The organism is Variovorax sp. GW821-FHT09D07 (assembly GCF_059416345.1).
In genome coordinates, this window is the sequence record NZ_JBWKOY010000002.1 from 26,698 (window position 1) to 53,027 (window position 26,330).

General features: G+C 69.0%; 28 protein-coding genes. 8 read left to right on the forward strand and 20 right to left on the reverse strand.

Annotated features, from left to right (window positions below):
- Nucleotides 1–3: 3 nt before the first annotated feature.
- Nucleotides 4–1,194: an amino acid ABC transporter substrate-binding protein gene (locus AC07OX_RS06320; RefSeq protein WP_159275014.1), complete on the reverse strand. Its 1,191-nt coding sequence runs from the start codon at nucleotides 1,192–1,194 to the stop codon at nucleotides 4–6.
- Between the two features lie 212 nt (nucleotides 1,195–1,406).
- Here AC07OX_RS06320 and AC07OX_RS06325 point away from each other — a divergent pair, with 212 nt between their 5' ends.
- The 5 genes from AC07OX_RS06325 (at nucleotide 1,407) to AC07OX_RS06345 (ending at nucleotide 4,999) form a co-directional block, all read left to right on the forward strand.
- The gene (locus tag AC07OX_RS06325) at nucleotides 1,407–2,366 is read left to right on the forward strand and encodes an AraC-like ligand-binding domain-containing protein (protein WP_095949420.1); all 960 of its coding nucleotides are present in this window, start codon (nucleotides 1,407–1,409) and stop codon (nucleotides 2,364–2,366) included.
- Nucleotides 2,367–2,623: 257 nt separating this feature from the next.
- The gene (locus AC07OX_RS06330; RefSeq protein WP_095949419.1) at nucleotides 2,624–3,349 is read left to right on the forward strand and encodes a hypothetical protein; all 726 of its coding nucleotides are present in this window, start codon (nucleotides 2,624–2,626) and stop codon (nucleotides 3,347–3,349) included.
- Nucleotides 3,350–3,396: 47 nt separating this feature from the next.
- The gene (locus AC07OX_RS06335; RefSeq protein WP_062478668.1) at nucleotides 3,397–3,873 is read left to right on the forward strand and encodes a hypothetical protein; all 477 of its coding nucleotides are present in this window, start codon (nucleotides 3,397–3,399) and stop codon (nucleotides 3,871–3,873) included.
- Between the two features lie 92 nt (nucleotides 3,874–3,965).
- Entirely contained in the window at nucleotides 3,966–4,574 is a 609-nt protein-coding gene (locus AC07OX_RS06340) for a flavin reductase family protein (protein WP_495260866.1), read from the forward strand.
- A gap of 5 nt (nucleotides 4,575–4,579) precedes the next feature.
- A complete protein-coding gene (locus AC07OX_RS06345; RefSeq protein WP_495260865.1) occupies nucleotides 4,580–4,999 on the forward strand; it encodes a hypothetical protein in 420 nt (139 codons plus the stop codon).
- Here the strand turns inward: AC07OX_RS06345 and AC07OX_RS06350 are convergent.
- The 15 genes from AC07OX_RS06350 to AC07OX_RS06420 all read right to left on the reverse strand — a co-directional run bounded on the left by AC07OX_RS06350 (nucleotide 4,980) and on the right by AC07OX_RS06420 (nucleotide 19,767).
- Nucleotides 4,980–5,540, reverse strand: coding sequence for a methyltransferase family protein (locus tag AC07OX_RS06350; protein WP_095949416.1), 561 nt, complete (start codon nucleotides 5,538–5,540; stop codon nucleotides 4,980–4,982). The genes AC07OX_RS06345 and AC07OX_RS06350 overlap by 20 nt on opposite strands.
- Before the next feature lie 29 nt (nucleotides 5,541–5,569).
- On the reverse strand, nucleotides 5,570–6,328 hold the full coding sequence (locus tag AC07OX_RS06355) for an SDR family NAD(P)-dependent oxidoreductase (RefSeq protein WP_495260864.1): 759 nt from the start codon (nucleotides 6,326–6,328) through the stop codon (nucleotides 5,570–5,572).
- 10 nt (nucleotides 6,329–6,338) lie between these two features.
- On the reverse strand, nucleotides 6,339–8,390 hold the full coding sequence (gene paaZ, locus AC07OX_RS06360; RefSeq protein WP_495260863.1) for a phenylacetic acid degradation bifunctional protein PaaZ: 2,052 nt from the start codon (nucleotides 8,388–8,390) through the stop codon (nucleotides 6,339–6,341).
- Nucleotides 8,391–8,448: 58 nt separating this feature from the next.
- Nucleotides 8,449–9,180, reverse strand: coding sequence for an ABC transporter ATP-binding protein (locus AC07OX_RS06365; RefSeq protein ID WP_307584167.1), 732 nt, complete (start codon nucleotides 9,178–9,180; stop codon nucleotides 8,449–8,451).
- Nucleotides 9,177–11,078: a branched-chain amino acid ABC transporter ATP-binding protein/permease gene (locus AC07OX_RS06370; RefSeq protein WP_447741527.1), complete on the reverse strand. Its 1,902-nt coding sequence runs from the start codon at nucleotides 11,076–11,078 to the stop codon at nucleotides 9,177–9,179. Before AC07OX_RS06370 ends, AC07OX_RS06365 begins: the two co-directional genes overlap by 4 nt.
- On the reverse strand, nucleotides 11,075–12,103 hold the full coding sequence (locus AC07OX_RS06375) for a branched-chain amino acid ABC transporter permease (protein ID WP_062478648.1): 1,029 nt from the start codon (nucleotides 12,101–12,103) through the stop codon (nucleotides 11,075–11,077). The genes AC07OX_RS06370 and AC07OX_RS06375 overlap by 4 nt, the downstream gene beginning before the upstream one ends.
- A 128-nt stretch (nucleotides 12,104–12,231) precedes the next feature.
- Complete coding sequence (locus AC07OX_RS06380; RefSeq protein ID WP_487847869.1) at nucleotides 12,232–13,377, reverse strand: ABC transporter substrate-binding protein; 1,146 nt, start codon at nucleotides 13,375–13,377, stop codon at nucleotides 12,232–12,234.
- A 53-nt stretch (nucleotides 13,378–13,430) separates the two neighbouring features.
- Nucleotides 13,431–14,516, reverse strand: a complete 1,086-nt coding sequence (gene paaE / locus AC07OX_RS06385) for a 1,2-phenylacetyl-CoA epoxidase subunit PaaE (protein ID WP_062478643.1) — start codon at nucleotides 14,514–14,516, stop codon at nucleotides 13,431–13,433.
- Between the two features lie 12 nt (nucleotides 14,517–14,528).
- Nucleotides 14,529–15,059, reverse strand: a complete 531-nt coding sequence (gene paaD, locus AC07OX_RS06390) for a 1,2-phenylacetyl-CoA epoxidase subunit PaaD (protein ID WP_495260862.1) — start codon at nucleotides 15,057–15,059, stop codon at nucleotides 14,529–14,531.
- Nucleotides 15,053–15,832: a 1,2-phenylacetyl-CoA epoxidase subunit PaaC gene (gene paaC, locus AC07OX_RS06395; protein ID WP_095949436.1), complete on the reverse strand. Its 780-nt coding sequence runs from the start codon at nucleotides 15,830–15,832 to the stop codon at nucleotides 15,053–15,055. The genes paaD and paaC overlap by 7 nt, the downstream gene beginning before the upstream one ends.
- Before the next feature lie 14 nt (nucleotides 15,833–15,846).
- Nucleotides 15,847–16,143, reverse strand: a complete 297-nt coding sequence (gene paaB / locus AC07OX_RS06400) for a 1,2-phenylacetyl-CoA epoxidase subunit PaaB (RefSeq protein ID WP_062478634.1) — start codon at nucleotides 16,141–16,143, stop codon at nucleotides 15,847–15,849.
- Entirely contained in the window at nucleotides 16,140–17,150 is a 1,011-nt protein-coding gene (gene paaA / locus AC07OX_RS06405) for a 1,2-phenylacetyl-CoA epoxidase subunit PaaA (protein WP_369631630.1), read from the reverse strand. The genes paaB and paaA overlap by 4 nt, the downstream gene beginning before the upstream one ends.
- A gap of 40 nt (nucleotides 17,151–17,190) precedes the next feature.
- Entirely contained in the window at nucleotides 17,191–18,501 is a 1,311-nt protein-coding gene (gene paaK, locus AC07OX_RS06410) for a phenylacetate--CoA ligase PaaK (RefSeq protein ID WP_495260861.1), read from the reverse strand.
- Between the two features lie 14 nt (nucleotides 18,502–18,515).
- On the reverse strand, nucleotides 18,516–18,962 hold the full coding sequence (gene paaI, locus AC07OX_RS06415; RefSeq protein ID WP_062478628.1) for a hydroxyphenylacetyl-CoA thioesterase PaaI: 447 nt from the start codon (nucleotides 18,960–18,962) through the stop codon (nucleotides 18,516–18,518).
- Nucleotide 18,963: 1 nt separating this feature from the next.
- On the reverse strand, nucleotides 18,964–19,767 hold the full coding sequence (locus AC07OX_RS06420; protein WP_495260860.1) for an enoyl-CoA hydratase-related protein: 804 nt from the start codon (nucleotides 19,765–19,767) through the stop codon (nucleotides 18,964–18,966).
- Between the two features lie 150 nt (nucleotides 19,768–19,917).
- Between AC07OX_RS06420 and AC07OX_RS06425 the strand changes: the two genes are divergently transcribed.
- Complete coding sequence (locus tag AC07OX_RS06425) at nucleotides 19,918–20,520, forward strand: phenylacetic acid degradation protein PaaY (protein ID WP_095743881.1); 603 nt, start codon at nucleotides 19,918–19,920, stop codon at nucleotides 20,518–20,520.
- Nucleotides 20,521–20,591: 71 nt separating this feature from the next.
- The gene (locus AC07OX_RS06430) at nucleotides 20,592–21,227 is read left to right on the forward strand and encodes a TetR/AcrR family transcriptional regulator (protein WP_062478622.1); all 636 of its coding nucleotides are present in this window, start codon (nucleotides 20,592–20,594) and stop codon (nucleotides 21,225–21,227) included.
- Here the strand turns inward: AC07OX_RS06430 and AC07OX_RS06435 are convergent.
- Genes AC07OX_RS06435 through AC07OX_RS06450 form a run of 4 tightly spaced genes read right to left on the reverse strand, consistent with a single transcriptional unit; the run spans nucleotide 21,211 to nucleotide 25,265 of the window.
- Nucleotides 21,211–22,248 carry a VWA domain-containing protein gene (locus AC07OX_RS06435; protein ID WP_062478619.1) on the reverse strand — a complete coding sequence of 346 codons (1,038 nt, stop codon included), beginning with the start codon at nucleotides 22,246–22,248 and terminating at the stop codon, nucleotides 21,211–21,213. The genes AC07OX_RS06430 and AC07OX_RS06435 overlap by 17 nt on opposite strands.
- The gene (locus AC07OX_RS06440) at nucleotides 22,245–23,240 is read right to left on the reverse strand and encodes a DUF58 domain-containing protein (RefSeq protein WP_070063645.1); all 996 of its coding nucleotides are present in this window, start codon (nucleotides 23,238–23,240) and stop codon (nucleotides 22,245–22,247) included. Before AC07OX_RS06440 ends, AC07OX_RS06435 begins: the two co-directional genes overlap by 4 nt.
- On the reverse strand, nucleotides 23,221–24,246 hold the full coding sequence (locus tag AC07OX_RS06445) for an AAA family ATPase (RefSeq protein ID WP_070063644.1): 1,026 nt from the start codon (nucleotides 24,244–24,246) through the stop codon (nucleotides 23,221–23,223). The genes AC07OX_RS06440 and AC07OX_RS06445 overlap by 20 nt, the downstream gene beginning before the upstream one ends.
- A gap of 20 nt (nucleotides 24,247–24,266) precedes the next feature.
- On the reverse strand, nucleotides 24,267–25,265 hold the full coding sequence (locus AC07OX_RS06450; RefSeq protein WP_070063643.1) for a S1C family serine protease: 999 nt from the start codon (nucleotides 25,263–25,265) through the stop codon (nucleotides 24,267–24,269).
- An 89-nt stretch (nucleotides 25,266–25,354) separates the two neighbouring features.
- Here AC07OX_RS06450 and AC07OX_RS06455 point away from each other — a divergent pair, with 89 nt between their 5' ends.
- Nucleotides 25,355–26,215, forward strand: coding sequence for a TatD family hydrolase (locus AC07OX_RS06455; protein ID WP_495260859.1), 861 nt, complete (start codon nucleotides 25,355–25,357; stop codon nucleotides 26,213–26,215).
- Nucleotides 26,216–26,330 lie beyond the last annotated feature (115 nt).

Consider the following 26,330-nt stretch of genomic DNA (forward strand, 5'->3'; position numbering starts at 1 on the left):
CTGTTATTTCCAGGCCGGCTTCGGCATCAGTTGCGCGGTGGCGCGGTCTTTGGGCCACACCACTTCGAAGTCGCTGCCCTGCCACTGCGACACGGTGCCGGGAATCGACGCGTTCTCGCTGCCCTCGAAGCGGATCGGCCCGAGGATGGTCTTGAACTCGTTCTTCGCGATCTGCTCGCGCAGCGCCTTGCGATCGAGGCCCACCTTTTCTACCGCCTGCTGCAGGATCTGCAGGCCGGCCCACGCATGGCCGCTGGCCCAGCGGTCGGGTTCCTTGCCGAACTTCTTCGTGTGCGCATCGAAGTAGGCCTTGGCCTCGGGGCTGGTCTTGCCGTTCCACGAGCCCATGCCGATCACGCCCTCGGTGTTGGCGGCCATCACGTTCTTGTAGAGCTGGAAAGCAGTGCCCACCGAGGCGTAGAAGTACTTCGGATTGAAGCCCACCTCGCGCGCCTGCCGGCTCGCCAGGATGGTGTCCGGCGGGTAGGTGATGCCGATGAAGGCGTCGGGGTTCAGGTCCTTCATGGTGCGCAGCACGGGCGCGAGGTCTTTCACGCCGAGCGGGTAGCTCTTGCGGTCGAGCACCTGGATCTGCGTCTTCTTCAGCGCGTTGTTCAGTGCCGCGAAGTTCTCCAGCCCGAACAGGTCGTCCATGTAGACGATGGTGATCGTCTTCACGTTCTGCGCCACCAGCATGTCGACCAGCGCGCCCATCATCTTGTCGGGCTGTTGCAGCAGCGAGAAGAAGAAGGGCAGGCGCATGTCGATCAGCTTGCGCGACAGGGCGGTGGGCGCCAGCAGCGGGTAGCCGAAGCGGTTGGCCAGCGGTGCGACCGCGAAGTTGGCACCCGACCCCCAGGGCGGCAGCACGAGGTCGACCTTGTCGCTGCCCATGAGCTTTTCAAACGTGCGCACGCAGGTCTCGGTCTCGCTGCGGTCGTCGTAGCCGATGAGCTCGATGGGCCGCTTCGTGCCCTTCACCGACAGGCCGCCCGCGGCGTTGACCTGCTCGGCCCACAGCAGGTAGTTGGGTTCCTGGCTCACCTGCGCGCCCGCGGCCCAGGGGCCGGTGCGGGCGATGGCGTAGCCGATGCGAACGGGCGCGCTTTGCGCGAACAGCTGCGGCGCGACGGCGGCCGCGCCCAGCGCGGTGGCCGTGCCCTGGATCCAGTGGCGGCGGGTGGGGTGAAGCATGGAGGTCTCCTTCCGGGCGTCGGTATGCGCCCGCTGACCGGGATCGTAGAAACGCACGCCCTTTGCCGCTGTGCCTGCCGCGCACAAAGCACTTGACGCAGCGTGCAGGCGCCTAGTGGTTAACCCGCAAAGGCGAGGGCTTTGCGGGCACTCCACAATGCGCGGCATCCCGCTGCCGTGCTGCAATCTTTCGTCTTCACTGCTTTCGCCCCATGACCGCGTCCCTGCTCCTGTCCACCGACGCCATCCCGCCGAAGGAACGCGGGCCGCTGTGGTGCGAGTGGGTGTGGCGCCACTTCGGCGGCCTCGGCTCCGACCTGTATGGCGACAGCGATTTCGACGGCCACCTCGCGTCCTCGCACGCGGGCGACGTGATCCTCACGCGGCTCGAGGCGAACCGGCATCGCGTGCTGCGCACCCCGCAGATGGCGCGCCTGAGCGATGCGCCCTACCTGAAGATCGTCGCGCCCTGGCAGGGCTCGGCCGAGGTCACGCAGCGCGGGCGCGCGGCGGCGGTGCGCGCGGGCGGCTGGACGCTGTACGACACCACGCTCGACTACACCGTGGCCAACCCCGAGCGCAGCGACCACCTCATCGTGATGCTGCCGAAAGACCAGATCGCCTCGCCCGCGCTGCCGCTGGGCGACCTCGTGGCGCGGCGCATCGGCGGCGACAGCGGCATCTCGCGCGTGGCGCTGGAGACCATGCGCAACACCTACCTGGAGCTGCCCCACATGAGCGAGGCCGCCGCGCGCGGCGCGGGCGAGCTGCTGATCCAGCTGGTGCGCCTGTCGCTCATGGAGCTGGCGGGTCGCAGCACCGCCCAGACCCAGCGCGAGGCACTGAAAGACCGCATCCACCGCCACGTGGCGCAGAACCTGCGCGACCCGGCGCTGTCGATCGACGGTATGGCGCTGGCCCTGCGTTGCAGCAAGCGCCTGCTGCACCAGGCCTTCGCGGGCGACGACGACACGCTCACCGGCTACATCCAGCACCAGCGGCTGGCGGCCAGCATCCGCGACCTGATCGACCCCGCGAACGCCGCGCGCTCCATCACCGACATCGCGCTGGGCGCGGGCTTCGGCAACCTCTCGCACTTCAGCCGCGTGTTCCGCGCGCACACGGGCGGCAGCCCGAGCGAGTTCAGGCGGCAGGCGACGTTGCAGCGCTGATTGCGCGGGTGCGCATCGCACACCGCGCGTTGCTTGCAGAGTTGCCATGAATGCTTAAGCAGCGCTTGTGTCGAAGCAGGCATCAAACTTAAATCTTCTCGGTTAACTGGTTTCGCGGCGGGCGTTCTCGGCTCAAAAAAAAGATGCGTTAACGCATGCGAAGCCTCGAGAGCGACGCTTCCCGCTGGTATGGTCGTGCGCGCAATTCAGCTCCACGCCATCACGCCCGTTGTCGACGCATTGGGTACTTGCTTCACATGCCCCTTCGTCACGACCGCATCTTTCCGCGCTACGCGTTCTACTGTGTGCTGGCCGGCCTGGCCGCGATCTATGTCTTCTGCGCCATGGTGCTGGTGCCGGCCAAGATCTACATCCTTCCGTACCTCATCACGCCGGACTTCGTGCGCTACAAGGGCGCCTTCTTCGTGCTGGTGCTGGCGATTCCGGCGGCGATCTACCTGATCTGCTGGAAGGGCAGCGACTTCTTCGCGTGGCTGCGCACCCCGCAGGTGCTGACGCTGACCGCGCACGGCCTGCAGCTGGGCACGCAGACCGTTGCCTTCGCCGACGTGACGCGGCTGCGCCATCGCCACAACCGCAACCACCTGCTGCTCACCACCCGCGACGGCCAGACGCTGCGCCTGCGGCTCGACCTGTGGGACGACCCGTATGCGCTCGTCGCCGAAGTGGAAGAGGCCGTCGGCGAGGTGCTGCGACACGACGTGGAGCGGCGCCTGCATGCGGGCGACACCGTGCCCTTCGGCGCGCTGGCACTGAATGCCGAAGGGCTGGTGCACAAGGGTCAGCTCATCGCGTGGTCGAGCATCGACACCATCCGCACGCAGTCCGATGCCGAAGCGATGGACGTCGACGAGCACCTGCTCATCGTCGCCAACGGCAAGACCCGCAAGATCGATCGCTCGAAGATCGACAACGAGCCGGTGCTGATGAGCTGCCTCATGCAACGCCTGCCGTCGGCCTGAGCCCTTCTTTTTCTTTCTTCAATCTCCAAAGTACAGCGACTCACAAAATGGAAATCTACAGCTCCGCCAGCCAACAGGAAAAAACCCGCCAGGACCGCCCCGTCTTCTACTCCCGCACGCGGCTGATCGCCGGTGCCACGCTCTGGGTGGTGGTGGCGGTCGTGTTGGCCGTGCTGTGCATCCGCGCGCAGGACAAGAACATCGGCATCCTCATCGCGGCGGGCTTCGGCCTGCTGGCCGCGTGGCTGGCGGTCAAGTGCATCCGCACGCTGGCCAATATCGCAACGCCCGCCTTCGTCATCGGCCGCCAGGGCCTGACCTTCGAGAACGGCCTGCTGCTGCCGTGGCACAACATCGTCGAGAACACCTGGGTCAACCAGGACTACATGGGCATTCCCATCGGCAAGCAGATCCAGATCAAGACCGACCTGCCCAAGCCGAAGGCCCGCGTGCTGCGCCGCGCGACGGCGCTGGAGATTTCGGGCGACGAGTACCTCGCGCTGTGCGACGCCTACGCGGCGTGACGGGCAACAACCGCGCGTTTGAGCCGCCCGGCGCCTGCTGGTAGGCTGGCGGGCCGCCATCCTCCGGGCTCGCCTGCGCGAGCCCCACGCGCATGAATGCCTCTCACCGCCGGCCGGTTCCGCTGAACAAGGCCTACCGTCTCCTGAACCACGGACCCACCGTCCTCGTGAGCGCCGCGCACGACGGCCGGCGCAACATCATGGCCGCGGCCTGGGCCATGCCGCTGGACTTCGATCCGCCCAAGGTGGCGGTGGTGCTCGACAAGAGCACCTGGACGCGCGTGCTGCTCGAAGGCGCGGGCACCTTTGCGCTGCAGGTGCCCACGCGCGCGCAGCTCGACCTGACCGAGGCGCTGGGCAACAGCTCGGGCCGCGAGATCGCCGAGCGCGACGGCAGCGACAAGTTCGCCGCCTACGGCCTCTCGACCTTCGCGGGCGACGCCACCGGCACGCCGCTGCTCGAGGGCTGCGCGGCTTGGCTCGAATGCCGGCTGCTGCCCGAGCCGCCGATCCAGCAGCGCTACGACCTGTTCCTGGGCGAGGTGATCGCGGCGCAGGCCGATGCGCGCGCGTTCTCCGAAGGGCGCTGGCATTTCGAAGGACACGACGAGCTGCGCACGCTGCACCATGTGGCGGGCGGGCACTTCATCGTCGATGGCGAGGCGGTCGATGCGAAGGCGCTGCCGCGCCTGGCGCCGTAGCCTGCATGCCGGACCTGAACCAGATCATCACCGTCGTCGGCTACAGCCTCATGGGCCTGCTGGCGGCCATGATGGGGTCGCTGGGCTTGGCCGCGCTGTGGACCTGGCGCGACTGGCCCGGCGCCGACCGCCTGACCGGCCTGGCCGCGCGGCTGGCGATCCTCACGTGGATGGTGGGTGGCGTGATGCTGGTCGTCGGCGGGCTGGCGATGGCCGGGCTGGCGACCTGGGTCATCTTCTGGGCGTCCAAGCCGCTGCCGTCCACGGTGCTCGGTATCGCGGGCTACGTGGCGTCGCGGGCCGTGCTCGTGGTCATGGCGGTGCTGCTGGTGCGCAAGGGCGGGCTGGTGCTTTCCGCCTGGTGGGGCGCGAGGAAAGAAGAGGGCGCGCCCGAAGCGCCCGGCGCTACAGCACGAAAGGAATGAAGCGCCGCGTGCCGCGCATGTACGCGCGGTAGTCGTCGCCGAAATGCGCGAGGCATTCCTTCTCGTCGCGCAGCGCCGTCAGGAACAGGAACAGCGTGGCCATCAGCACCAGCGCCAGCGTGAGCCAGGTGAACTGCTTGAGGAACGCGCCCCAGGCCAGCAGCATCAGCGCCGTGTACATCGGGTGGCGGATGTAGCGGAAGGCGCCGGTGGTCACCAGCGCCGAGGTCTTTTCAAAGCCGTACAGGGCCGGGTCGTCGTTGCGCGCCTCGCTCGGCTTGCCCTGCGCCTTGAGCAGCCGCACCGCGTGGATCGGCAGCCAGATCGACAGCGCCAGCAGCACGCACGAGAGCAACTGCGTGAACGAGAGCGGATCGACATGCCACACCGGCAGGTTCAGCACGATCAGCACCAGCATGCATTCCCACGCGAAGAAGCGGTAGAAGCCGTGCGAGCCGGGCTGGCTCAGCGGCCCGCGCGACACGTACAGCAGCGCGGCCGTGCCGGCGACGAAAAGAAAGAGCTGGAACCAGAGGAGCATGGCGGCCGAATTTACACGGCCCGCAAGCCTCAGCCGGAGATCGAAAACCCGCCGTCGACCGGGATGGCGGTGCCGGTCACGTAGTCGGAGGCGGCGCTGGCCAGGAACACGGCGGCGCCTGCGATGTCCGAAGGCTGGCCCCAGCGGCCGGCCGCGGCGCGCGCCTTCACGCGCTCGTACAGGCCCGGGATCTGGGTGCGCGCGCCGTCGGTCAGCTCGGTCTCGAACCAGCCCGGCAGGATGGCGTTGACCTGGATCTGGTCGGCCGCCCACGAGAGCGCGGTCGACTTGGTGAGCTGCACGATGCCGGCCTTGCTCGCGGCGTAGGCCGGCGCGTAGGGCGCGCCGAAGATCGACATCATCGAGCCGATGTTGATGATCTTGCCGCCGCCCGCCTTCTTGAGGTGCGGGTGCGCGGCGCGGCTGCACAGGAAGGCGCTGGTGAGGTTGGTGTCCATCACCTGGTGCCACTCGGCCAGCGCGAGCTGGTCGACCGGCTTGCGCACCGTGGTGCCGGCGTTGTTCACGAGGATGTCGAGCCGGCCGCAGCGCGCGGCGACCTCGTCGAAGGCCTGCTGCACCGAGGCTTCGTCGGTCACGTCGAGCGCGAGCGCGAAGCTGTCGCTGCCCAGGGCCTTCAGCGATTCGACCGCGGCGGCCGACTTCTGCGCATTGCGCGCCGCGATGATGACGCGGGCGCCGGCCTTGGCGAGGCCCTGTGCCATGCCGAGACCGATGCCGCCGTTGCCGCCGGTGACGAGCGCGACTTTGCCTGTGAGATCGAACATCAGGTGGAGCTTAGGTGGTGGTGGGTTTCTTGGAGACGAGCGTCAGGATATCGTAGCTCGCGACCAGCTCGCCGAGCTGGTTGGTCACCTCCACGTCCCAGGCCACCACGCCCTGGCCCTGGCCGCTCGCGTCCTTCTTGTTGCGGTCGATCTTGCGCTTGCAGGTCAGGCGCGCCTGGATGGTGTCGCCGATGCCCACGGGCTTGACGAAGCGCAGCGTGTCCAGGCCGTAGTTGGCCAGCACCGGGCCGGGCGAGGGCGACACGAACAAGCCCGCGGCCGCCGACAGCACGAAGTAGCCGTGCGCGATGCGCTTGCCGAAGGGCGAGGCCTTGGCCGCCTCTTCGTCGAAGTGCATGTAGAAGTAGTCGCCCGAGATGCCGCCGAAGGCGACGATGTCGGCCTCGCCCACCGTGCGGCGGTGCGTGAGCAGCGAGTCGCCGATGCGCAGTTCCTCGAAGTAGCGGCGGAAGGGGTGCACCTCGCTCTCGTGCAGCGCGGCGCCGCGCACGTGCTCGCCGGTCACGGCCGCGAGCATGGTGGGCGAGCCCTGCAGCGCGGCGCGTTGCAGGTAGTGCTTCACGGCGCGCAGGCCGCCGAGCTCTTCGCCGCCGCCCGCGCGGCCCGGGCCGCCGTGCTTGAGCACCGGCAGCGGCGAGCCGTGGCCGGTCGATTCGGCGGCGGCCTCGCGGTCGAGCACCAGCAGGCGGCCGTGCCAGGCGGCAGCGACCGGGATGGCTTTGGCGGCGATGGCCGGGTCGCGCGTGACCAGCGTGCCCACGAGGCTGCCCTTGCCGCGCGCGGCCAGCGCCAGCGCTTCGTCGATGCCGTCGTAGGGCATGAGCGTGCTGACGGGGCCGAAGGCCTCGACGTCGTGCGCCGCATCGTGTTCGAGCGGCTTGCGGCTCAAGAGCAGCGTGGGCGCGAAGAACGCGCCTTCGCTCACGCCGTCGCCCACGGGCGCGAAGCCGTCGCGTTCGCCGTACACCAGCTCCGCGCCCTGCAGCAGCGTGGCGACGCGCTCGGCCACGTCGGCCTGCTGGTCGCGCGAGGCGAGGGCGCCCATGCGCACGTCTTCGCGCGAGGGGTCGCCGATGACGGTCTTGGCCAGGCGGGCGCGCAGCTTCTCGGCCACCGCATCGAGGTGCTGGCGCGGCACGATCGCGCGGCGGATGGCCGTGCATTTCTGGCCGGCCTTGATGGTCATCTCGCGCGCCACTTCCTTCACGAAGAGATCGAACTCTTCGTCGTCGGGCGTCACGTCGGGCGCGAGGATCGCGCAGTTCAGCGAGTCGGCCTCGGCGTTGAACGGGATCGACTGGCGCACCAGGTTCGCGTTCACGCGCAGCTTCGCGGCGGTGTCGGCCGAGCCGGTGAAGGTGACCACGTCGGGGCCTTCGAGGCGGTCGAGCAGGTCGCCCGTGCTGCCGATCACGAGCTGCAGGCTGCCCTCGGGCAGGATGCCCGACTGCACGATGAGCTTCATCAGCGCCTCGGTGAGGTAGCTGGTGGCCGTGGCCGGCTTGCCGATGCAGGGCATGCCCGCCAGGAAGCTGGGCGCGAACTTCTCGAGCAGGCCCCACACCGGGAAGTTGAAGGCGTTGATGTGCACCGCCACGCCGCCGCGCGGCACCAGGATGTGCGTGCCCGCGAAGCCGCCCTTCTTGCCCAGCGGGAAGGCCGGGCCTTCGTGCACGAGGTTGCCCGAGGGCAGTTCGTTGGTGCCAATGCTGGCGTAGGCGCTCAGCGTGCCGGCGCCGCCTTCGATGTCGATCCAGCCGTCGGCGCGCGTGGCGCCCGTGTGGGCCGACACGGCATACAGCGCTTCCTTGTTCGCGGCCAGGTATTTGGCCAGCGCCTTCAAGCGCTCGGCGCGCTGCTGGAAGTCGAGCTTCATGAGCGCGGGGATGCCGACGCGGCGCGCGTGCGCCAGCGCCTCGGCGAAGTCGATGGCCTCGGCGTGCGTGCTCGCCACGGCCTGGCCGTTGACGGCGCTGCGCAGCGATTGCGCGGCTTCCTGGCCGATCCAGCGGCCGGCGATGTAGCTTTGAAGGGTGGTCATGGCGCGTGTCCTTTGAAGAGGGAAGGCGCAGCGGCGCGGAGCGCGCGCTGCGCGGGGGTCATTTCTTGTTGCCGATGCCCAGGTAGGTATCGATGATTCGCTGGTCGTGCAGCAGATCGCCGGCATTGCCTTCGAGCGCCACGGCGCCCATTTCGAGCACATAGGCGCGGTCGGCCACCTGCAGTGCGGCGCGGGCGTTCTGTTCCACCAGCAGCACCGACACGCCGTGCTTGCGCAGCTGCGACACCACGCGCAGCACCTCGCGCACCACCAGCGGGGCCAGGCCCAGCGAAGGCTCGTCGAGCATCAGCAGGCGCGGGCGCGCCATGAGCGCGCGGCCGATGGCCAGCATCTGGCGCTCGCCGCCGGAGAGCGTGGAGGCCATCTGCGGACGGCGCTCCTTCAGGCGCGGAAAGATCTCGAAGATCTCGTCCATGCGCGCGCGCTGGTCGCGCTGGCCCTTGCGCCACTGGTAGAAGCCGCCGAGCAGCAGGTTGTCTTCGACCGACATCTCGCCGAACAGCTCGCGCCGCTCGGGCACCAGCGCCACGCCGCGCGCCACCATGGTCTCGACGCCCGGGCGTGCGATGCGCTCGCCATCGAGCGACAGCTTGCCGCTCGACACCAGCAGGCCCATGGCCGCGCACAGCAACGTGGTCTTGCCGGCGCCGTTGGGGCCGATCACGGTGACGATCTCGCCTTCGTTCACGTGCAGGCGCACGCTGTGCACCGCCTCGACAGTGCGGTAGGCGACGCAGAAGTCTTCCAGTTGAAGAATGGGATGGCTCATCGGGCGTCTTCCAGCAGTTCGTCGTCGGCGCCGCCCAGGTAGGCCTCGAGCACGCGCGGGTTGGCCTGCACTTCGGCCGGCGTGCCGGTGGCGATCACGGTGCCGAACTCGAGCACGGTGATGCGGTCGGCGAGGTTCATCACGAACTCCATGTCGTGCTCCACCACGAGGATGCCCAGGCCTTCGGCACGCAGCTGGCCCAGCAGCTCGGAGAGCGCGCGCTTTTCAAGATGGCGCAGGCCGGCGGCGGGTTCGTCCAGCAGCAGCACCGAGGGCTGGCCGGCGAGCGCGCGTGCGATCTCGACCACACGCTGCTGCCCCAGCGAGAGCGAGGCGGCCGGTGTGTCGGCGTGCGCGCCCAGGCCGCAGCGCTCGATCTGCTTGCGGGCTTCGGCCATCAGCGCGGCCTCTTCGGCGCGGTCCAGCCGCAGCATCGCCGCGAGCCAGCCGCGTTTGGCGCGCAGGTGGGCGCCGAGCGCCACGTTCTCGACCACGCTGCGCTGGCCCAGCAGGCGCACGTGCTGGAAGGTACGGCCCAGGCCGCGCGCCGCGAAGGCGCGCGAGGGGCGGCCCGACATGGCGTCGCCTTCGAGCCGCACTTGGCCCGAACTGGGGTCGTCCACGCCCGAGATCATGTTGAAGAAGGTGCTCTTGCCGGCACCGTTCGGGCCGATCAGCGCGTGGATCTCGCCGGCCTTCAGCGTCATCGAGATGTCGTTGTTGGCGATGAGGCCGCCGAAGCGCTTGCTGACCGCATCGGCCTGCAACAGCATCGTGCCCGCCGCCGGCAGCACGCGCTGCGCGAGCTGCGCCGCCGGTGCTGCTGCGTTGGCGGCGGGTGCCTTGGCCACCGGCCGCACCCAGCGGCTCACGAGCCGCGCCAGCGTGGGCCACAGGCCGTCGGCAAAGCGCTGCAGCACGAACAGCATCAGCAGGCCGAACACCACCACCTCGAAGTTGCCGCTGGTGCCCAGCAGCGCGGGCAGGATGTCCTGCAGCTTCTCTTTGAGCAGCGTGATCAGCGTGGCGCCGAGCACCGCGCCCCACAGGTGGCCTGCGCCGCCGACCACCGCCATGAACAGCATCTCGATGCCGATGTTCAGGTTGAAGGGCGTGGGGTTCACGAAGCGCTGCATGTGCGCGTAGAGCCAGCCCGACACCGCCGCCAGCAGCGCGGCCAGCACGAACAGCTTGATGCGGTGGCGCGCCGTGTCGACGCCCATCGACTCGGCCATGAGCCGGCCGCCCTTGAGCGCGCGGATGGCGCGGCCTTCGCGCGAGTCGAGCAGGTTGTGCAGCGCCCACAGCGCCAGCAGCAGCACGGCCCAGATCACCACGCCGAGTGCGCGCGGCGAGGCCAGCGAGATGCCCGCCACCACCAGCGGCGGCACGCCCGTGATGCCGGTCTGGCCGCCCAGGAACTCCATGTTGCCGAGCAGGAAGTACAGGCTCAGGCCCCAGGCGATGGTGCACAGCGGCAGGTAGTGGCCCGACAGCTTGAGCGTGACCGCGCCGAGCGCCCAGGCCAGCGCGAAGGTCAGCACCAGGCCGAGCAGCAGGCCGAGCCAAGGCACCAGCGCCGAACCCGCGATGCCGCCCAGCCAGCCCGCGGCCGTGGGCGAGGTGCAGATCCACGCGGTGGCATAGGCGCCCATGCCGACGAACGCGGCCTGGCCGAAGGAGGTCATGCCGCCCACGCCGGTCAGCATGACCAGCCCGGCGGCCACCAGCGCATACAGGCCGATGTTGCTGAGCACCGCGACGGTGAAGTCGGGCAGCCAGCCCCAGGCCAGCGCGAGCGCCACGATGCACGCCAGCGTGAGCGTGCGCGGCGTGACCAGCGGACGGCCCGCGTGCGCGGCGGTGGCGGGCGAAGATGAAGTCGACGGCGCGCTCATTCCTCGTCCTCCACGTGGTGGCTGCGCAGCGAACGCCACCACAGCACCGGAATGATCAACGTGAACACCAGCACTTCCTTGTACGCGCTGGCCCAGAACGAAGAGAAAGCCTCCAGCAGGCCGACCAGCAACGCGCCCGCGAGCGCCAGCGGGTAGCTCGCGAGCCCGCCGACGATGGCGGCCACGAAGCCCTTCAGGCCGATGAGAAAACCGGTGTCGTAGTAGACCGTGGTGATCGGTGCGATCAGCAGGCCCGACACCGCGCCGATGAGCGCCGCGAGCGCAAAGCTCAGGTCGCCCGACAGCTCGGTGGGAATGCCCGAGAGCCGCGCGCCCACGCGGTTGATGGCGGTGGCGCGCAGCGCCTTGCCGACCATGGAGCGGCCGAAGAACCAGAACATCGCAATCACCAAGAGCAGCGTGACGCCCACCACCACGAGCGACTGCCCGCTCACGGGGATGCCGCCGATATCGAAGCGCACGTCCGAGAACGGCGTGGTGCGCGAACCTTCGGCACCGAAGAAGAACAGGCCCAGGCCGACCAGCACGCCGTGCAGCGCGACCGAGACGATCAGCAGCATCAGCACCGTGGCATCGGCCAGCGGGCGGTACGCCAGGCGATAGAGCAGCGGGCCCAGCGGCGCGATCAGCACCAGCGTGGTCACCGCCTGCATCGTCATCGACGTGGGCTTGAGGCCCAGCACCAGCACCGCGGCGATCGCCGGGAAGGCCACGCACCAGGTGAAGGCCGAGCGCCAGTCGATGGTCGCGCCGCGCTTCCAGCGCCACACTTCCACGGCCAGCGCCATGACGCCCAACGCCACCAGCAGCCACAGCGTGGCCGGCGTGCGCCCGCCCTGCAGCGCCGCCATCGAGAGCGCACCGAAGGCGACGAACTCGCCCTGCGGAATGAAGATCACGCGCGTGACCGAAAACACCAGCACCAGCGCGAGCGCCATCAGTCCGTAGACCGCGCCGTTCACGATGCCGTCCTGCCCCAGCAACAGGGCAATCTGCAAGTCCATATGAAAACCTTCGGGCGGGGCCCGTGATTCAGATCAAGAACACCGAGGCACCGGCTGTGCCGGACCTCAGGTGTTGCCCCCGGTCGGGGGTGGGAGAGGCGACACGCAGGGCGCGAAGCCTGGATGGCTTAAGGCTGGTACTTCCAGGCGCCGTTTTCGATCTTGACCATCACGCGGGCGCGCTGGTCCAGGCCCAGGTGGTCAGCAGCCGTCATGTTGAACACGCCGTGCGCGCCCGACACGTCCTTGGTCTGCTCGAGCGCATCGCGCAGGGCAGCGCGGAACTCGGGCGTGCCCGGCTGGGCCTTCTTCAGCGCGACCGGCACGGCCGAGCTCATCAGCAGGCCCGCGTCCCAGGCGTGCGCGCCGAAGGTCGAGACCGTGCCCTTGCCGTAGGCGGCTTCATAGGCGGCGACGTAGGCGAGCGCAGACTTCTTCACCGGGTTGCTGGCGGGCAGCTGGTCGGCCACGAGCACGGGGCCGGCCGGCAGGAAGGTGCCGTCGACGTCCTTGCCGCCCACGCGCAGGAAGTCGGCGTTGGCCACGCCGTGCGTCTGGTACATCTTGCCGGTGTAGCCGCGCTCCTTGAGCGTCTTCTGCGGCAGCGCGGCCGGCGTGCCGGAGCCGGCGACCAGCACCGCGTCGGGCTTGGCCGACATGAGCTTCAGTGCCTGGCCGGTGACCGAGGTGTCGGAGCGCGCATAGCGTTCGTTGGCCACGATCTTGATCTTCTTCAGGTCGGCGGCTTTCGCGAATTCCTGCGCCCAGCCTTCGCCGTACGCGTCGGAGAAACCGATAAAGCCGACCGTCTTCACGCCGTTGGCGGCCATGTGCTCGGCGATGGCCAGCGACATCATGATGTCGTTCTGCGGCGTCTTGAAGACCCACTTCTTCTTGGCGTCCATCGGCTCGATGATGCGGGCCGAGGCGGCCACCGAGATCATCGGCGTCTGTGCCTCGCTGGCCACGTCGATCATCGCGAGCGAGGCCGGCGTGGTGGTCGAGCCCAGGATCACGTCGACCTTGTTCTCGGCGATCAGCTTGCGCGTGTTGTTCACGGCGGCCGTGGTGTCGGAGGCATCGTCCAGCACGATGTAGTTGATCTTCTGCCCGCCGATGGTCTTGGGCATCAGCGCGATGGTGTTCTTCTCGGGGATGCCGAGCGACGCCGCCGGCCCGGTGGCCGAGATGGTCACGCCGACATTGACGTCGGCCCAGGCCGAGAGGGCCGTGGCGCACAGGGCGGCGATCAGCAGGGGCTTGAAGAATTTCATGGTTGGTTTGTCTCCGGGTTGAAAGGGGAAAGGCCGAGGGAAAAGCCGTGCGTTCAACGCTCGTCGAAGGACAGCGTGACGCGTTCGGTCAGGGGGTGGGCCTGGCAGGTCAGCACGAATCCCGCGGCCACCTCATTCTTGTCGAGGGCGAAGTTTCTTTCCATGCGGACTTCCCCGTCCACGCACTTCGCGCGGCAGGTGCCGCACACGCCCGAGGTGCACGAGAACGGCACCTCGAGTCCGGCCGCCGACGCCGCATCGAGGATGCTGGGCTGGCCCTCGGTGTAGGTGATCTCGCGCTGCAGGCCGTCGCGCACGATGGTCACGCGCGCCTGCTTGGCGTCGCCCGGCTGTGCCTCGTGCACCACCGCGCCGACCTGGCTGGCCGAAGGCAGCGCGACGCCGAAGCGCTCGATGTGGATGCGATCCTCGGGCACGCCCGCGGCGAGCAGCGCGGCCTCGGCCTCGTCGTTCATCTGGAACGGGCCGCACACGTACACGTGGTCGATCTGCGCGGCGGGCACCACCGAGGCCAGGAACTCGCCGATCTTCTCGCGGTTCATCACGCCGAAGCCCAGCGGCGAATCGGTGTGCTCGTCGGAGAACACGTGCTGCAGCACGAGCCGCGTCATGTAGCGGTTCTTCAGGTCCTCGATCTCTTCCTTGAACATCGTGGACTGCAGCTGGCGGTTGCCGTAGATCAGCGTGAAGCGGCTCTTGGGCTCGCGTGCCAGCACGGTCTTCATGATCGACAGGATCGGCGTGATGCCGCTGCCGCCGGCGATGCCGACGTGGTGGCGCGCGGCCTCGGGCTCGATGGGCACGAAGAAGCGGCCTTGCGGCGCCATCACCTGCAGGCTGTCGCCGGGTTGCAGGTGGGCGTTGATCCAGTTGGAGAACACGCCGCCGCGCACCTTGCGCACGCCGACGCGCAGCTCGCCGTCGTCGAGGCCGGCGCAGATCGAATAGGAACGGCGCAGGTCCTGGCCGTCGATGTCATGGCGCAGCGTGAGGTACTGGCCCTGCGTGAAGCCGAAGACTTCGCGCAGCGCGGGCGGCACCTCGAACGAGACGATGACGGCCTCGTGCGTGTCGGGCTCGATGGCCTTCACGCGCAGGGGGTGGAAGAGGGTGCTCATCGTGGGCGTGCCTCAGATAGGCTTGAAATGTTCGAAGGGTTCGCGGCAGGCCATGCAGCGGTACAGGGCCTTGCAGGCGGTGGAGCCGAAGGCCGAGAGGCGCTCGGTGCGCTCGCTGGCGCAGCGCGGGCAGGCGATGCGCTCGCCGGCCATGCGGCCGAAGAGCTTGATCGGCATGGCGGTGTTGGCCGCCATTTCGGGCGTGAGGTGCGCGGGCGGCGCGATGCCGTAGGTCTTGAGCTTGTCGCGGCCTGCGTCGCTGATCCAGTCGCTGGTCCAGGCGGGTGCGCGGCGCAGCGTGGCGCGCGCACGGCCCAGGCCTGCGTTCTCGATGGCGGCCAGCACGTCGTGCTCGATGGCTTCGGTCGCGGGGCAGCCGGAGTAGGTCGGCGTGAGCACGATCTCCAGGCCGTCGTCGTGCTCGATCACCTCGCGCACGATGCCCAGGTCGCAGACCGACACGGCGGGCACCTCGGGGTCGGGCACCGAATGGAGCACGGCCCACGCCGCATCAATGCGCGACGCCAGGGCGTTCGTCACCACACGCCCCCGGGGAAGCTGCGCTGCAGGTGCTGCATCTCGGCCAGGATGTAGCCCATGTGCTCGCTGTGCACGCCGTGCTTGCCGGTGCTGCGGAACGCGGCTTCCTTCGGCATGGCGAGGCCGGCGGCGTCGAGCACCTGCTGCATCTCGGCCAGCCACGGTTCGCGCAGTTCGCTCCAGGCCGGGCCGAGGCCGCTGGCGCTGGCCTGCGCATCGACGTCGTCGCTGTCGAACAGCTCGGGCACGTAGAGCCACAGCTGCTTGAGCGCCTTCTCGGTGCGGCGGCGCGATTCGTCGGTGCCGTCGCCCAGGCGCACGACCCAGTCGGCCGAGTGCTGCTGGTGGTAGCGCGCTTCCTTCAGTGCCTTGCCGGCGATGGCGGCCACCTCGGCGTCGCTCGACGCGGCCAGGCGTTGCCACAGCAGCTTGAGCAGCGTGGCGACCATGGTGTTGCGCAGCACGGCAAAGGCGAAGTCGCCGCGCGGCAGCTCGACCAGCGTGAGGTTGAAGTAGTCGCGCTCGTCGCGCAGGTAGGCGAGCTGGTCTTCGTCGTGCGCGCGGCCGGCGCCCTCGAGCTGGCCGGCGTGCGTGAGCACCGCGCGGGCCTGGCCGACGAGGTCGAGCGCGATGTTGGCCATCGCGATGTCTTCTTCGAGCACCGGTGCGTGGCCGCACCATTCGCCCAGGCGCTGCGCGAGCACCAGGCAGGTGTCGCCGATGCGCAGCAGGTAGTGCACGGCGGGCGTGCGGTTCAGTTCGATCGAGGCTTGCATGGCGTGCCGCTCGCTCACATGTGGTCCACGGACTTGGGCAGCGCGTAGAAGGTGGGGTGGCGGTACACCTTGTCTTCGGCCGGGTCGAAGAACATGTCCTTGTCGCCCGGGTCGCTGGCCACGATCTGGTCGGAGCGCACCACCCAGATGCTGCTGCCTTCCTGGCGGCGCGTGTAGACGTCGCGCGCCATCTGGATCGCCATCTTGGGGTCGGCCGCGTGCAGGCTGCCGCAGTGCTTGTGGTCCAGGCCGGCCTTGCTGCGCACGAACACTTCCCACAGGGGCCACTCTTGCTTCACTTCGGTGCTCATGCTGCTTCCTTCATCGGTTGTTTGTTGGCGTGGGCCATCGCGGCTTCGCGCACCCAGGCGCCGTCGTCCCAGGCGTCCACGCGGGCCTGCAGGCGTTCGCGGTTGCAGGGGCCGTCGCCGGCGATCACGCGCCAGAATTCGCTCCAGTCGATGACGCCGAAGTCGTGCGCCTGGCGTTCTTCGTTCCACTTCAGGTCGGGGTCGGGCAGCGTCACACCGAGGATCGCGGCCTGCTCGACGGTGGCGTCGATGAACTTCTGGCGCAGCTCGTCGTTGCTGAAGCGCTTGATGCCCCAGCGCATCGACTGCGCCGAGTTGGGCGACTGGTCGTCGGGCGGGCCGAACATCATGATCGAGGGCCACCACCAGCGGTTGACGGCGTCCTGCACCATGGCTTTTTGCGCGTCGGTGCCGTGGGTCATCATGGTCAGCAGCGACTCGTAGCCCTGGCGCTGGTGAAAGCTCTCCTCGCGGCAGATGCGGATCATGGCGCGCGCATACGGTGCGTACGAGCAGCGGCAGATCGGCACCTGGTTCATGATGGCCGCGCCGTCGACCAACCAGCCGATGGTGCCCATGTCGGCCCAGCTGAGCGTGGGGTAGTTGAAGATCGAGCTGTACTTGGCCTTGCCCGTGTGCAACGCGTCGAACATCTGGTCGCGCGAGGTGCCCAGCGTTTCGGCGGCGGCGTACAGGTACAGGCCGTGGCCGCCTTCGTCCTGCACCTTGGCCAGCAGGATGGCCTTGCGCTTGAGCGTGGGTGCGCGGCTGATCCAGTTGCCCTCGGGCAGCATGCCGACGATTTCCGAATGCGCGTGCTGGCTGATCTGGCGCACCAGCGTCTTGCGGTAGTGCTCGGGCATCCAGTCTTTCGCCTCGATGAAGTCGCCGGCGTCGATGCGCGCGTCGAAGCGTTCCTCGAGACGCAACTCGTCGGCGGAGCGCACGGCCTTCTGCTTGCCGTCGCCTGCGTCCTTGCCCATCGTGTCCATGGCCTGGGTGTACATGTGCGTGTCCTTTCGGTGCGGTGTGTGGGGGCGCGGGCGCTCAGCGCGGGCGCGTGTCGACGACGCGCCGGGCCTTGCCGGTCTGCGTGCGTTCCATTTCGTCGGGGCCGTGCACGACCACGCGGGTGGAGATGCCGATGAGCGTCTTCACGCGGTGCTGCACCCACTCGGAGATGGCGTTGCGGTCGGCCGCGGCGGCTTCGTGCGGTGTGAGTTCGCAGTGCACCTCGACCTGGTCGAGCAGGCCTTCGCGGCTCACGCGCACCTGGTACAGGCCGGTGAGGGCGCTGTGCGCGAGCACGATCTCTTCCACCTGCGTGGGGAAGACGTTCACGCCGCGGATGATCATCATGTCGTCGCTGCGCCCGACGATCTTGCCCATGCGGCGGAACGCGCGCGAGGTGGGCGGCAGCAGGCGCGTGAGGTCGCGCGTGCGGTAGCGCACGATCGGCATGGCCTCCTTGCTCAGCGAGGTGAAGACCAGTTCGCCTTCTTCGCCGTCGGCCTTCAGCTCGCCCGTTTCGGGGTCGATGATCTCGGGGTAGAAGTGGTCTTCCCAGATCACCGGGCCGTCCTTGCTCTCGACGCATTCGCTGGCCACGCCCGGGCCCATCACTTCGGAGAGGCCGTAGATGTCGACGGCATCGATGCCGGCACGGGTCTCGATGTCGCGGCGCATGGCTTCGGTCCACGGCTCGGCGCCGAAGATGCCGACCTTGAGCGAGCTGTCTTTGGCATCGAGACCCTGGCGCTCGAACTGCTCGATGATCACCTGCATGTAGCTGGGCGTGACCATGATGATGTCGGGCTTGAAGTCCTGGATGAGCTGCACCTGCTTCTCGGTCTGGCCGCCCGACATCGGGATGACGGTGCAGCCCGCGCGCTCGGCGCCGTAGTGCGCGCCGAGGCCGCCGGTGAAGAGGCCGTAGCCGTAGGCGACGTGGATCATGTCGCCGGGCCGTCCGCCCGCTGCGCGGATCGAGCGCGCGACCAGGTCGGCCCAGGTGTCGATGTCGTTCTTGGTGTAGCCCACCACGGTCGGCTTGCCGGTGGTGCCCGACGACGCGTGGATGCGCGCCACCTGCGTGCGCGGCACGGCGAACATGCCGAAGGGGTAGTTGTCGCGCAGGTCGGTCTTCACCGTGAACGGGAATTTCGACAGGTCGGCCAGCGACTTCAGGTCGTCGGGGTGCACGCCCTTGGCATCGAAGGCCTGGCGGTAGTGCGGCACGTTGTCATACGCGTTGCGCAGCGTGGCGCGCAGGCGCGTGAGCTGCAGGGCGGCGATCTCGTCGCGGCTGGCGGTTTCGATCGGGTCGAGGTCGCCGGGGGCGGGGCGTTTCACGGTCATGGTGTTGTGTCTCCTCAAGCGGCCGGGACGGCCGGCCGGCCCTTGGCGGTGTAGGAGCGACCGCGGAACATCGCGATGCGCTCGCCGCGCTGGTTGGTGATTTCGGTGTCGTACACGCCGGTGCGCCCGGCCTTGGAGACTTCGAAGCAGCGCGCGGTGAGCACGTCGCCCTCGCGCGCCGGCGCGAGGAAGTCGATGGCGAAGCCCGAGGCCACGGTCAGCTCGTTGTACGAGTTGCAGGCGAAGGCGAAGGTGGAGTCGGCCAGCGTGGCCATGAAGCCGCCGTGGCAGATGGCGTGGCCGTTGAGCATGTCGGGGCGCACGCGCATCTCGAGCGTGGCCTGGCCGGGGCCGACCTCCACGATGCGCATGCCCAGGCCCTTGCTGGCGTTGTCGTTCGCGAACATGCCGTCGCGCACGTACTCGGCGGTCTGTTGCGGGGTGCGGGAAGCGTCGGTCATCTCAGCGGTCCTTGAACACCGGGGCGCGCTTGGCGCGGAAAGCCTCGACACCTTCGCGGTAGTCGTCGGCATTGCCCATCTCGCGTTGGATGCGCGCTTCTTCGGCAAGTGCCGCGCCCAGGTCGAGGTTTTGCGCGGCGGCCATCGCTTCGCGGGTGGCGACCAGCGCGCGCGTGGGCATGCCGGCCAGGCGCGCCGCCAGCGCGGCGGCGGTGTCGGCCAGGGCCGCGTCGTCCACGCACTGCCAGATGAGGCCGATGCGCGCGGCTTCCTCGGCGGGCAGCTTGTCGCCCAGCATCGCGATGCCCAGCGCGCGCGCCGGGCCCACGAGGCGCGGCAGCAGCCAGGTGCCGCCGGTGTCGGGCACGAGGCCGATCTTGGTGAAGGCCTGGATGAAGCTGGCCGAGCGGCCGGCCACGACGAGGTCGCAGCACAGCGCGAGGTTGGCGCCCGCGCCGGCCGCCACGCCGTTGACGGCGGCAACCACGGGCACCGGCATCGAGCGCAGGCGCCCGACCAGCGGGCCGTAGTAGGTGGAGATGACGTGGCCCAGGTCCTTGGGCGCGGCACCCGGCGTGGGGTCGGGCGCGACCGACGGGTCGGCCAGGTCCTGCCCCGCGCAGAAGGCGCGGCCGGCACCGGTGAGCACCACGCAGCGCACGCTGCTGTCGGCGGCAGCGGCTTCGAGCGCGGCCAGCAACTCGGCGTGCAGCCCGGTCGTGAAGCTGTTGAGCGCCGCGGGGCGGTTCAGGCTCAGCGTGCGGACGGCGCCGCTGTCGCTGATGAGTACCAAAGGCTCAGTCATGCGTGTCTCTTTCATCCTTTGTGGGGACGGTTCGGTGCGTAAACACTATTGACCGACCGTTCGGTTGATTTTAGGATCGACCTCGATTCCGGCACAAGCGGGGTGCCTTCAGGGCAAACCCTGAGGCCTGCGAAAAAACAAGGAGACCGAATGCCCAGCTATTCCATCGACGGCGTGATTCCTGTCGTCGACCCGAGCGCCTACGTGCATCCCACGGCCGTGCTGATCGGCGACGTGATCGTCGGCCCCAACTGTTATGTCGGCCCCTGCGCCAGCCTGCGCGGCGACTTCGGCCGCATCGTCTTGCAGGAGGGCTCCAACGTGCAGGACCACTGCTGCATCCACGGCTTTCCCGACAACGACACGGTGGTGGAGGTCAACGGCCACATCGGCCACGGCGCGATCCTGCACAGCTGCATCGTGCGGCGCGACGCGCTGGTGGGCATGAACGCGGTGGTGATGGACGAGGCCGAGGTGGGCGAGAAAGCCATCGTCGCGGCCTGCGCCTTCGTGCCCGCCGGTATGAAGGTGCCCGCGCGCTCGCTCGCGGCGGGTATCCCGGCCAAGGTGCGGCGCGAACTCAGCGACGAAGAGATCGCCTGGAAGCTCGAAGGCACGCAGACCTACCAGGCGCTGACGGTGCGCAGCCTGGCCAGCCTGCACGAGGTGGCGCCGCTCGCCGAGGTGGAAAAAGACCGCCCGCGCCTGCCCGCCACCGACGTGAAATCCCTGATCGCCACCCGCCGCGGATAGCCCTGCGGCTTCATGCAAGATCGAGCCTGCTGCACGCCAGCAACCGACAGACAACCCAGGAAGAAGACCCGATGCCGCGTGGAAGATCCGCCACCTACGACGACCAGCGCGAACTGATCCTCGCGCAGGCCGCCCAGCTGTTCGCCCGCCGCGGCTACCCCGCGACCTCGATGAACCAGGTCGCCGAGGCCTGCAACCTGTCGAAGGCCACGCTCTACCACTACTACAAGGACAAGAGCAGCCTGCTCATCAGCATCGCCGAGACGCACGTCTCGAAGCTGGCGGCGCTGGTGGCCGAGGAAGAGGCCCAGCCGTCCACCGACGAGGAGCGGCTGCGCCGCTTCATCTATCGCATCGTCGAGGAGTACGCCGGCGCGCAGGACGCGCACCGCGTGCTGACCGACGACGTGCGCTTTCTCGAGGACGAGGACCGCGAGCGCGTGCTCGACCAGGAGCGCGCCGTGGTCGCCGGCTTTGCGCGCGCCGTGTCGGCGCTGCGCCCCGGCGCGCCGAGCGACGAGCTCGCCAAGCCGCTGACCATGCTGCTGTTCGGCATGATCAACTGGATGTTCACCTGGATGAAGCCCGGCGGCCGGCTCGACCACGCGGCCATCGCGCCGATCGTGGCCGACCTGTTCCTGGGCGGCGTGGGGGCGGTGAAGCTGCCACCCGCTCCACCCTCGCAGAGCGCTAAAGAATCCGGTTGAACCAGAGCAGCGACAGCCCCGCCGACAGCAGCGTGAGCACCGCGGCGCCCAGGGCGAACAGTGCGGAGATCTCGGTTTCCTTCTTCTCCACGGTGAGCTTGGAGCTCAGCGTCTCGTAGACCTTCTTCAGGTCGCTCGCGGTGCCGGCGTAGAAGTACTCGGCGCTGGTCTTGTTGGCGATGGCCTTGAGCGTTTCTTCGTCCAGCCGCACGCGCATCGACCAGCCTTCGAAGCCGATGGTTTCGCCGTCGACCGTGCCCACGCCCACCGTGTAGATGCGCACGCCGCGGTCGGCCGCGGCCTTGGCGGCGTCCAGCGGGTCGACGCCGGTGGTGCGCTGGCCGTCGGTCAGCATGATGATCGCGGCCGAGGTGAACGAGCCGGGCGCCACGGGCGTGAATTCCTTGAGCTGCTTCTCGTTCTGGTCGATCGGGATGCCGCGCTGGCGGCTGGGCGCGCTGAACTGCGAGATGTCGATGCCCGCGTCGGGGAACAGCGTGGCCAGCGACACCACGATGGCGTTGCCCGTGGCCGTGGCGCGCTGCAGCTGGAAGCTGTCGATGGCCGTCACGAGGTCGTCGTGGTTGGTGGTGGGCAACTGCGCTACCTGCGCGCTGCCCGCGAAGGCGACGATGCCCACCTTCACGTGGCGCGGCAGGTCCTTGATGAAGCTCTTGGCCGCCTCCTGTGCCGCGACCAGCCGGTTGGGCTGCACGTCGGCCGCGCGCATGCTGCCCGACACGTCCATCGCCAGGATGATGGTCTGCTGGTTCGACGGCAGCACCACCACCGCCATCGGCCGCGCCGCCGCCACCAGCATCGCGGTGATGGCCACCAGGAACAGCAGCGGCGGGATGTGGCGCCGCAGGCTCTGGCCCGGGCCCATGGCCTCGCGCACGATCGACAGGCTGGCGTAGCGCACCGCCATCTTCTTCTTGCGGCGGATCAGCCAGACATACAGGAGCACCAGCAGCGGCAAGGCCGCCAGCAGCCAGAGGAATTGAGGCCAGAGGAATGTCATGCCGCCACCACCGCCTTCCCGCCACCCGCCGCGACGCCGCGGACCCGGCGCTTGCGCAGGTCCGCGAATCGCACGATGGCTTCGACCAGATCGTCATTGGTCGAGAGTTCGAGGGCGTCGACGCCGGCCCGGGCCAGCGACTCGCGCAGGGTGGTCTCGCGCTCGGCGGCCAGCCGCGCGAAGCGTTTGCGGAACCCCGCGTCATGGGTGTCGACCCACAGCTGCTCGCCAGTCTCGGCGTCGCGCAGCGGCACCAGGCCGAGGTCGGGCAGCTCGAGCTCGAGCGGATCGAACAGGCGCACGGCAATCACTTCGTGCCGCTGCACCAGCTGGCCCAGCGGGCGCTCCCAGCCGGGCTCGCTGAGAAAGTCGGACACCACGAACACGGTGGAGCGGCGCGGCATGAGCGAAGCGGCGGAGGTCAGCAGGTCGGCCAGGCGCGTCATGCCCTTCTGCGCGGGCGCGGCCTCGGCCTGGTTCGCGCGCTTTTCCATCGCGTGCAGCAGGTGCAGCACATGGCGGCGGCCGGTGCGCGGCGGGATCACGGCCTCGAGGTCGCGGCCGTAGACCAGTGCGCCGACCCGGTTGCCGTGCCGCGTGAGCAGCCGCGCGAGCACGCCGACGAAGCCGGCCGAGATCTCGCGCTTGGCTTTCAGGCCCGAGCCGAAATCGACCGAGCGGCTCAGGTCGAGCACGAACCACGCGGCCATCTCGCGGTCTTCGGTGAACACGCGCACGTGCGGCGTCTGCAGCCGCGCGGTGACGTTCCAGTCGATGTGGCGCACGTCGTCGTGGTGCTGGTACTCGCGCAGGTCGGCCAGGTCCAGGCCGGTGCCGCGCATGAGTGTGCGGTAGTCGCCCTGCAGCAGGCCGTCGAGGCGGCGGATCACGGTCCATTCGAGCCTGCGCAGCGCGCGTTCGGCCCCGCCGGCTTCGATCGCGAGCCGGTCGTCGTTCGCGGCCTCGGGGGCCTTACGCCACCAGCTTTTCATGTTCCAGAGGTTTGGGGGGAGCGGGAACGGCCTTCATGATCTTCTCGATCAGCCCGTCGGGCGTGAGCCCTTCGGACAGGCCTTCGTAGGACAGCGTCACGCGGTGGCGCAGCACGTCGGGCACCAGTGCGCTCATGTCTTCGGGCAGCGCGTAGCTGCGGCCGCGCAGCAGCGCCAGGGCGCGCGCGCCTTCGGTCAGGCTGATGCTGGCGCGCGGGCTGGCGCCGAAGGTGATGAAGCGGCGCAGGTCCTTCAGGCCGTGCTTCTCGGGCGTGCGCGTGGCCGACACGAGCTTCACGGCGTACTGGATCAGCGAGGGGTCGACGTACACGCGCCGCGCCTCGGCCTGCAGCTCGGCCAGCTGTTCGGTGGTGGCGACCGGCGTGGCCGAGACGGGCGGGCCGATCACGCGCTGCACGATCACGAACTCTTCCTCGTCGCTCGGGTAGTCGACCATCACCTTCATCATGAAGCGGTCGACCTGCGCCTCGGGCAGCGGGTAGGTGCCCTCGGTCTCGATGGGGTTCTGCGTGGCCATCACGAGAAAGGGGCGCGGCACCTTGTGCGTCTCGCCGGCGATGGTGACCTGGCGCTCCTGCATCACCTCGAGCAGCGCGCTCTGCACCTTGGCTGGCGCGCGGTTGATTTCGTCGGCCAAAAGCAGGTTGGCGAACACCGGGCCCAGCGAGGTGCTGAACTCGCCCGTCTTCTGGTTGTAGATGCGCGTGCCCACGAGGTCGGCCGGCACCAGGTCGGGCGTGAACTGGATGCGCTTGAACTGGCCGCGCACGGTGTCGGCCAGCGTCTTGATGGTGAGCGTCTTGGCCAGCCCCGGCACGCCCTCGACCAGCAGGTGCCCGCCCGCGAGCATCGCGACCATCACGCGCTCGAGAAAACGGTCCTGCCCCACGACCACGCGCTTCACCTCGTAGAGGATCTGCTCCATCAGCTCGGCGGTGGCGGGGGCGGTTGCAAAGGTCGACGAGGTCGGGTTTTCTGTGCTCATGCGAAGGGCTTTCGAAGAAATCAGAAAGGCGGCGAGCCGGCCGCCGAAGCGGCGTTCTCGATCGGCACCGCGAAGCCGATGCCGATGAAGGTGCGCTGCTGCGTCGGGTTGAGGATGGCGGTGACGATGCCCAGCACCTCGCCGTCCATGTTGATGAGCGGGCCGCCCGAGTTGCCGGGGTTGGCGGCGGCGTCGAACTGGATCAGGTTACCCAGCTCCTGCTTGCCCTCGGGCGAACGGAAGGAGCGCTTCAGGCCCGACACCACACCGGCCGACACCGAAGGCCCGATACCGAACGGAAAGCCCACGGCCGCCACCTGGTCGCCGGAGCGCAGGTCGGCGGTGGAGCGCATCACGGCGGGGATCAGGTCGTCGGGGATCTTCTGGGCCTGCAGCACCGCCAGGTCGTTCTCGGGCTGCACGCCGGTGATGACGGCCACCGCTTCGAGCCCGTCGGCGAAGGTGACCTTGATCTTCTCGGCGCCGGCGACCACGTGCAGGTTGGTGAGGATCACGCCCTTGTCGACGATCACCACGCCCGTGCCCACGCCGCGCTCGACCTCGCCCGGCGTGCCGCCGTCGGCGGGCGCTTCGGGCGGCTTGCCCTTGGCCATGTTGCGGCCGCGCTTCTGGGTCTTGGCTTCGGGCGTGGCCTTCTCGGGGCCGTAGCCGACCACGCGCACCACCGAGGGCCGCACGATGTCGGCGGCCTTGGCCGCGGGCGAGGGCAGGGTGGCGGTCTGCAGCGTGCGCAGCACGGCGGCGTCGATGTCTTTCTGCGTGAGCGCCTTGGCGCCCTGGCGCGGTGCCCAGAAGGCGCCGCCGGCGGCGATGGCGATGCAGCTGACGGTGAGCAGCGCGAAGGCGCGGCGGCCGGGCTGCCAGCGTGCGCGAGGCGGTGGGGCTTGCACGGCGTCGGCCTCGGCCACAGCCGCGGCATCCGCCGGCGACCCGGCCGCCGGTGCTGCGGCCGGCGGCAGCGTGCGGGGCGAGCGGCTGTAGAAAGCGGGCCTGCGCATCGGAGCACCTCCGGCAAAAAAGGACGCGTGAAGGAGTTCACAGTAGCACGCTTTCCGCGCCTGTGCATCCCTTCGGGCATCATCGCGCGATGGCTGCGTTTGTCGATACCCACTGTCACCTCGATGCGCCCGAATTCGGTGCCGAGATGCCCGTCATCCGCGCCCGCGCGGCGGCGCAGGGCGTAGTGCTGTGCGTCATTCCGGCGGTGGCGGCCTTCAACTTCGCCACCGTGCGCGCGCTGGCGCACGCGCAGGGCGACGCCTACGCGCTGGGCATCCACCCGCTGTGCACGGGGCAGGCGAGCGATGCGGACCTGCAGACGCTCGACGACGAGCTGCACGCGCGGCGCGACGATCCGCGCCTGGTGGCGGTCGGCGAGATCGGGCTCGACTACTTCGTCGAAGGCCTGGACGCCGATAGACAGGAACGCTTCTTTCACACTCAGTTGCAACTGGCGCGCAAGCACGGGTTGCCCGTGCTCATCCATGTGCGGCGCTCGGTCGACAAGGTGCTCAAGCATCTGCGCCAGACCGCGGGAGGGCGGCCGTGGCACGGCATCGCCCACGCATTCAACGGCAGCGAGCAGCAGGCGCAGGCCTGCATCGAGATCGGCCTCAAGCTGGGCTTCGGCGGCGCCGTGACCTTCGAGCGCGCGCTGCAGCTGCGCCGCCTCGCGGCCACCCTGCCGATGGACGCGCTGGTGATGGAAACCGACGCGCCCGACATCCAGCCGCACTGGCTGTACCGCACGCAGGCGCAGCGCGGGGCGGGCGAAGCGCAGGGCCGCAACGAGCCCGGCGAGCTGCCGCGCATCGCCGAAGTGGTCGCGCAGCTGCGGGGCATCGACATCGCGTCGCTGGCCGAAAACACCACGCGCAATGCGGTGGCAGCCCTGCCGAAGCTCCAAAGTCTGCTGAACGTGTCGGAGGGGCGTCCGCCCGCCGCGTAGGCCAAGTTCCCGAGTTGCGCCAGCGCAGGTCGTTGGGCCCTTTTTGCTGTCATCCTTGAAGTTCGAAGTGACGTTGGTTGTCCAGTGGCACTGTCGTCACTCCGCACTTCACTCA

Excerpts from the sequence above, each read along its gene's own strand:
- AC07OX_RS06380 (WP_487847869.1), bottom strand. The coding sequence starts at position 13,377 with ATGAAATTCTTCAAGCCCCTGCTGATCGCCGCCCTGTGCGCCACGGCC.
- AC07OX_RS06440 (WP_070063645.1), bottom strand. The coding sequence starts at position 23,240 with ATGAAAAGCTGGTGGCGTAAGGCCCCCGAGGCCGCGAACGACGACCGG.
- AC07OX_RS06435 (WP_062478619.1), bottom strand. The coding sequence starts at position 22,248 with ATGACATTCCTCTGGCCTCAATTCCTCTGGCTGCTGGCGGCCTTGCCG.
- paaE (WP_062478643.1), bottom strand. The coding sequence starts at position 14,516 with ATGAGCACCCTCTTCCACCCCCTGCGCGTGAAGGCCATCGAGCCCGAC.
- AC07OX_RS06335 (WP_062478668.1), top strand. The coding sequence starts at position 3,397 with ATGGAAATCTACAGCTCCGCCAGCCAACAGGAAAAAACCCGCCAGGAC.
- AC07OX_RS06420 (WP_495260860.1), bottom strand. The coding sequence starts at position 19,767 with ATGACTGAGCCTTTGGTACTCATCAGCGACAGCGGCGCCGTCCGCACG.
- paaZ (WP_495260863.1), bottom strand. The coding sequence starts at position 8,390 with ATGACCACCCTTCAAAGCTACATCGCCGGCCGCTGGATCGGCCAGGAA.
- AC07OX_RS06430 (WP_062478622.1), top strand. The coding sequence starts at position 20,592 with ATGCCGCGTGGAAGATCCGCCACCTACGACGACCAGCGCGAACTGATC.
- AC07OX_RS06375 (WP_062478648.1), bottom strand. The coding sequence starts at position 12,103 with ATGGACTTGCAGATTGCCCTGTTGCTGGGGCAGGACGGCATCGTGAAC.
- AC07OX_RS06320 (WP_159275014.1), bottom strand. The coding sequence starts at position 1,194 with ATGCTTCACCCCACCCGCCGCCACTGGATCCAGGGCACGGCCACCGCG.
- AC07OX_RS06365 (WP_307584167.1), bottom strand. The coding sequence starts at position 9,180 with ATGAGCCATCCCATTCTTCAACTGGAAGACTTCTGCGTCGCCTACCGC.
- paaB (WP_062478634.1), bottom strand. The coding sequence starts at position 16,143 with ATGAGCACCGAAGTGAAGCAAGAGTGGCCCCTGTGGGAAGTGTTCGTG.
- AC07OX_RS06355 (WP_495260864.1), bottom strand. The coding sequence starts at position 6,328 with ATGTTCGATCTCACAGGCAAAGTCGCGCTCGTCACCGGCGGCAACGGC.
- paaA (WP_369631630.1), bottom strand. The coding sequence starts at position 17,150 with ATGTACACCCAGGCCATGGACACGATGGGCAAGGACGCAGGCGACGGC.
- paaK (WP_495260861.1), bottom strand. The coding sequence starts at position 18,501 with ATGACCGTGAAACGCCCCGCCCCCGGCGACCTCGACCCGATCGAAACC.
- AC07OX_RS06370 (WP_447741527.1), bottom strand. The coding sequence starts at position 11,078 with ATGAGCGCGCCGTCGACTTCATCTTCGCCCGCCACCGCCGCGCACGCG.
- AC07OX_RS06450 (WP_070063643.1), bottom strand. The coding sequence starts at position 25,265 with ATGCGCAGGCCCGCTTTCTACAGCCGCTCGCCCCGCACGCTGCCGCCG.
- paaC (WP_095949436.1), bottom strand. The coding sequence starts at position 15,832 with ATGCAAGCCTCGATCGAACTGAACCGCACGCCCGCCGTGCACTACCTG.
- AC07OX_RS06350 (WP_095949416.1), bottom strand. The coding sequence starts at position 5,540 with ATGCTCCTCTGGTTCCAGCTCTTTCTTTTCGTCGCCGGCACGGCCGCG.
- AC07OX_RS06330 (WP_095949419.1), top strand. The coding sequence starts at position 2,624 with ATGCCCCTTCGTCACGACCGCATCTTTCCGCGCTACGCGTTCTACTGT.
- paaI (WP_062478628.1), bottom strand. The coding sequence starts at position 18,962 with ATGACCGACGCTTCCCGCACCCCGCAACAGACCGCCGAGTACGTGCGC.
- AC07OX_RS06445 (WP_070063644.1), bottom strand. The coding sequence starts at position 24,246 with ATGAGCACAGAAAACCCGACCTCGTCGACCTTTGCAACCGCCCCCGCC.
- AC07OX_RS06340 (WP_495260866.1), top strand. The coding sequence starts at position 3,966 with ATGAATGCCTCTCACCGCCGGCCGGTTCCGCTGAACAAGGCCTACCGT.
- AC07OX_RS06325 (WP_095949420.1), top strand. The coding sequence starts at position 1,407 with ATGACCGCGTCCCTGCTCCTGTCCACCGACGCCATCCCGCCGAAGGAA.
- AC07OX_RS06345 (WP_495260865.1), top strand. The coding sequence starts at position 4,580 with ATGCCGGACCTGAACCAGATCATCACCGTCGTCGGCTACAGCCTCATG.
- AC07OX_RS06425 (WP_095743881.1), top strand. The coding sequence starts at position 19,918 with ATGCCCAGCTATTCCATCGACGGCGTGATTCCTGTCGTCGACCCGAGC.
- AC07OX_RS06455 (WP_495260859.1), top strand. The coding sequence starts at position 25,355 with ATGGCTGCGTTTGTCGATACCCACTGTCACCTCGATGCGCCCGAATTC.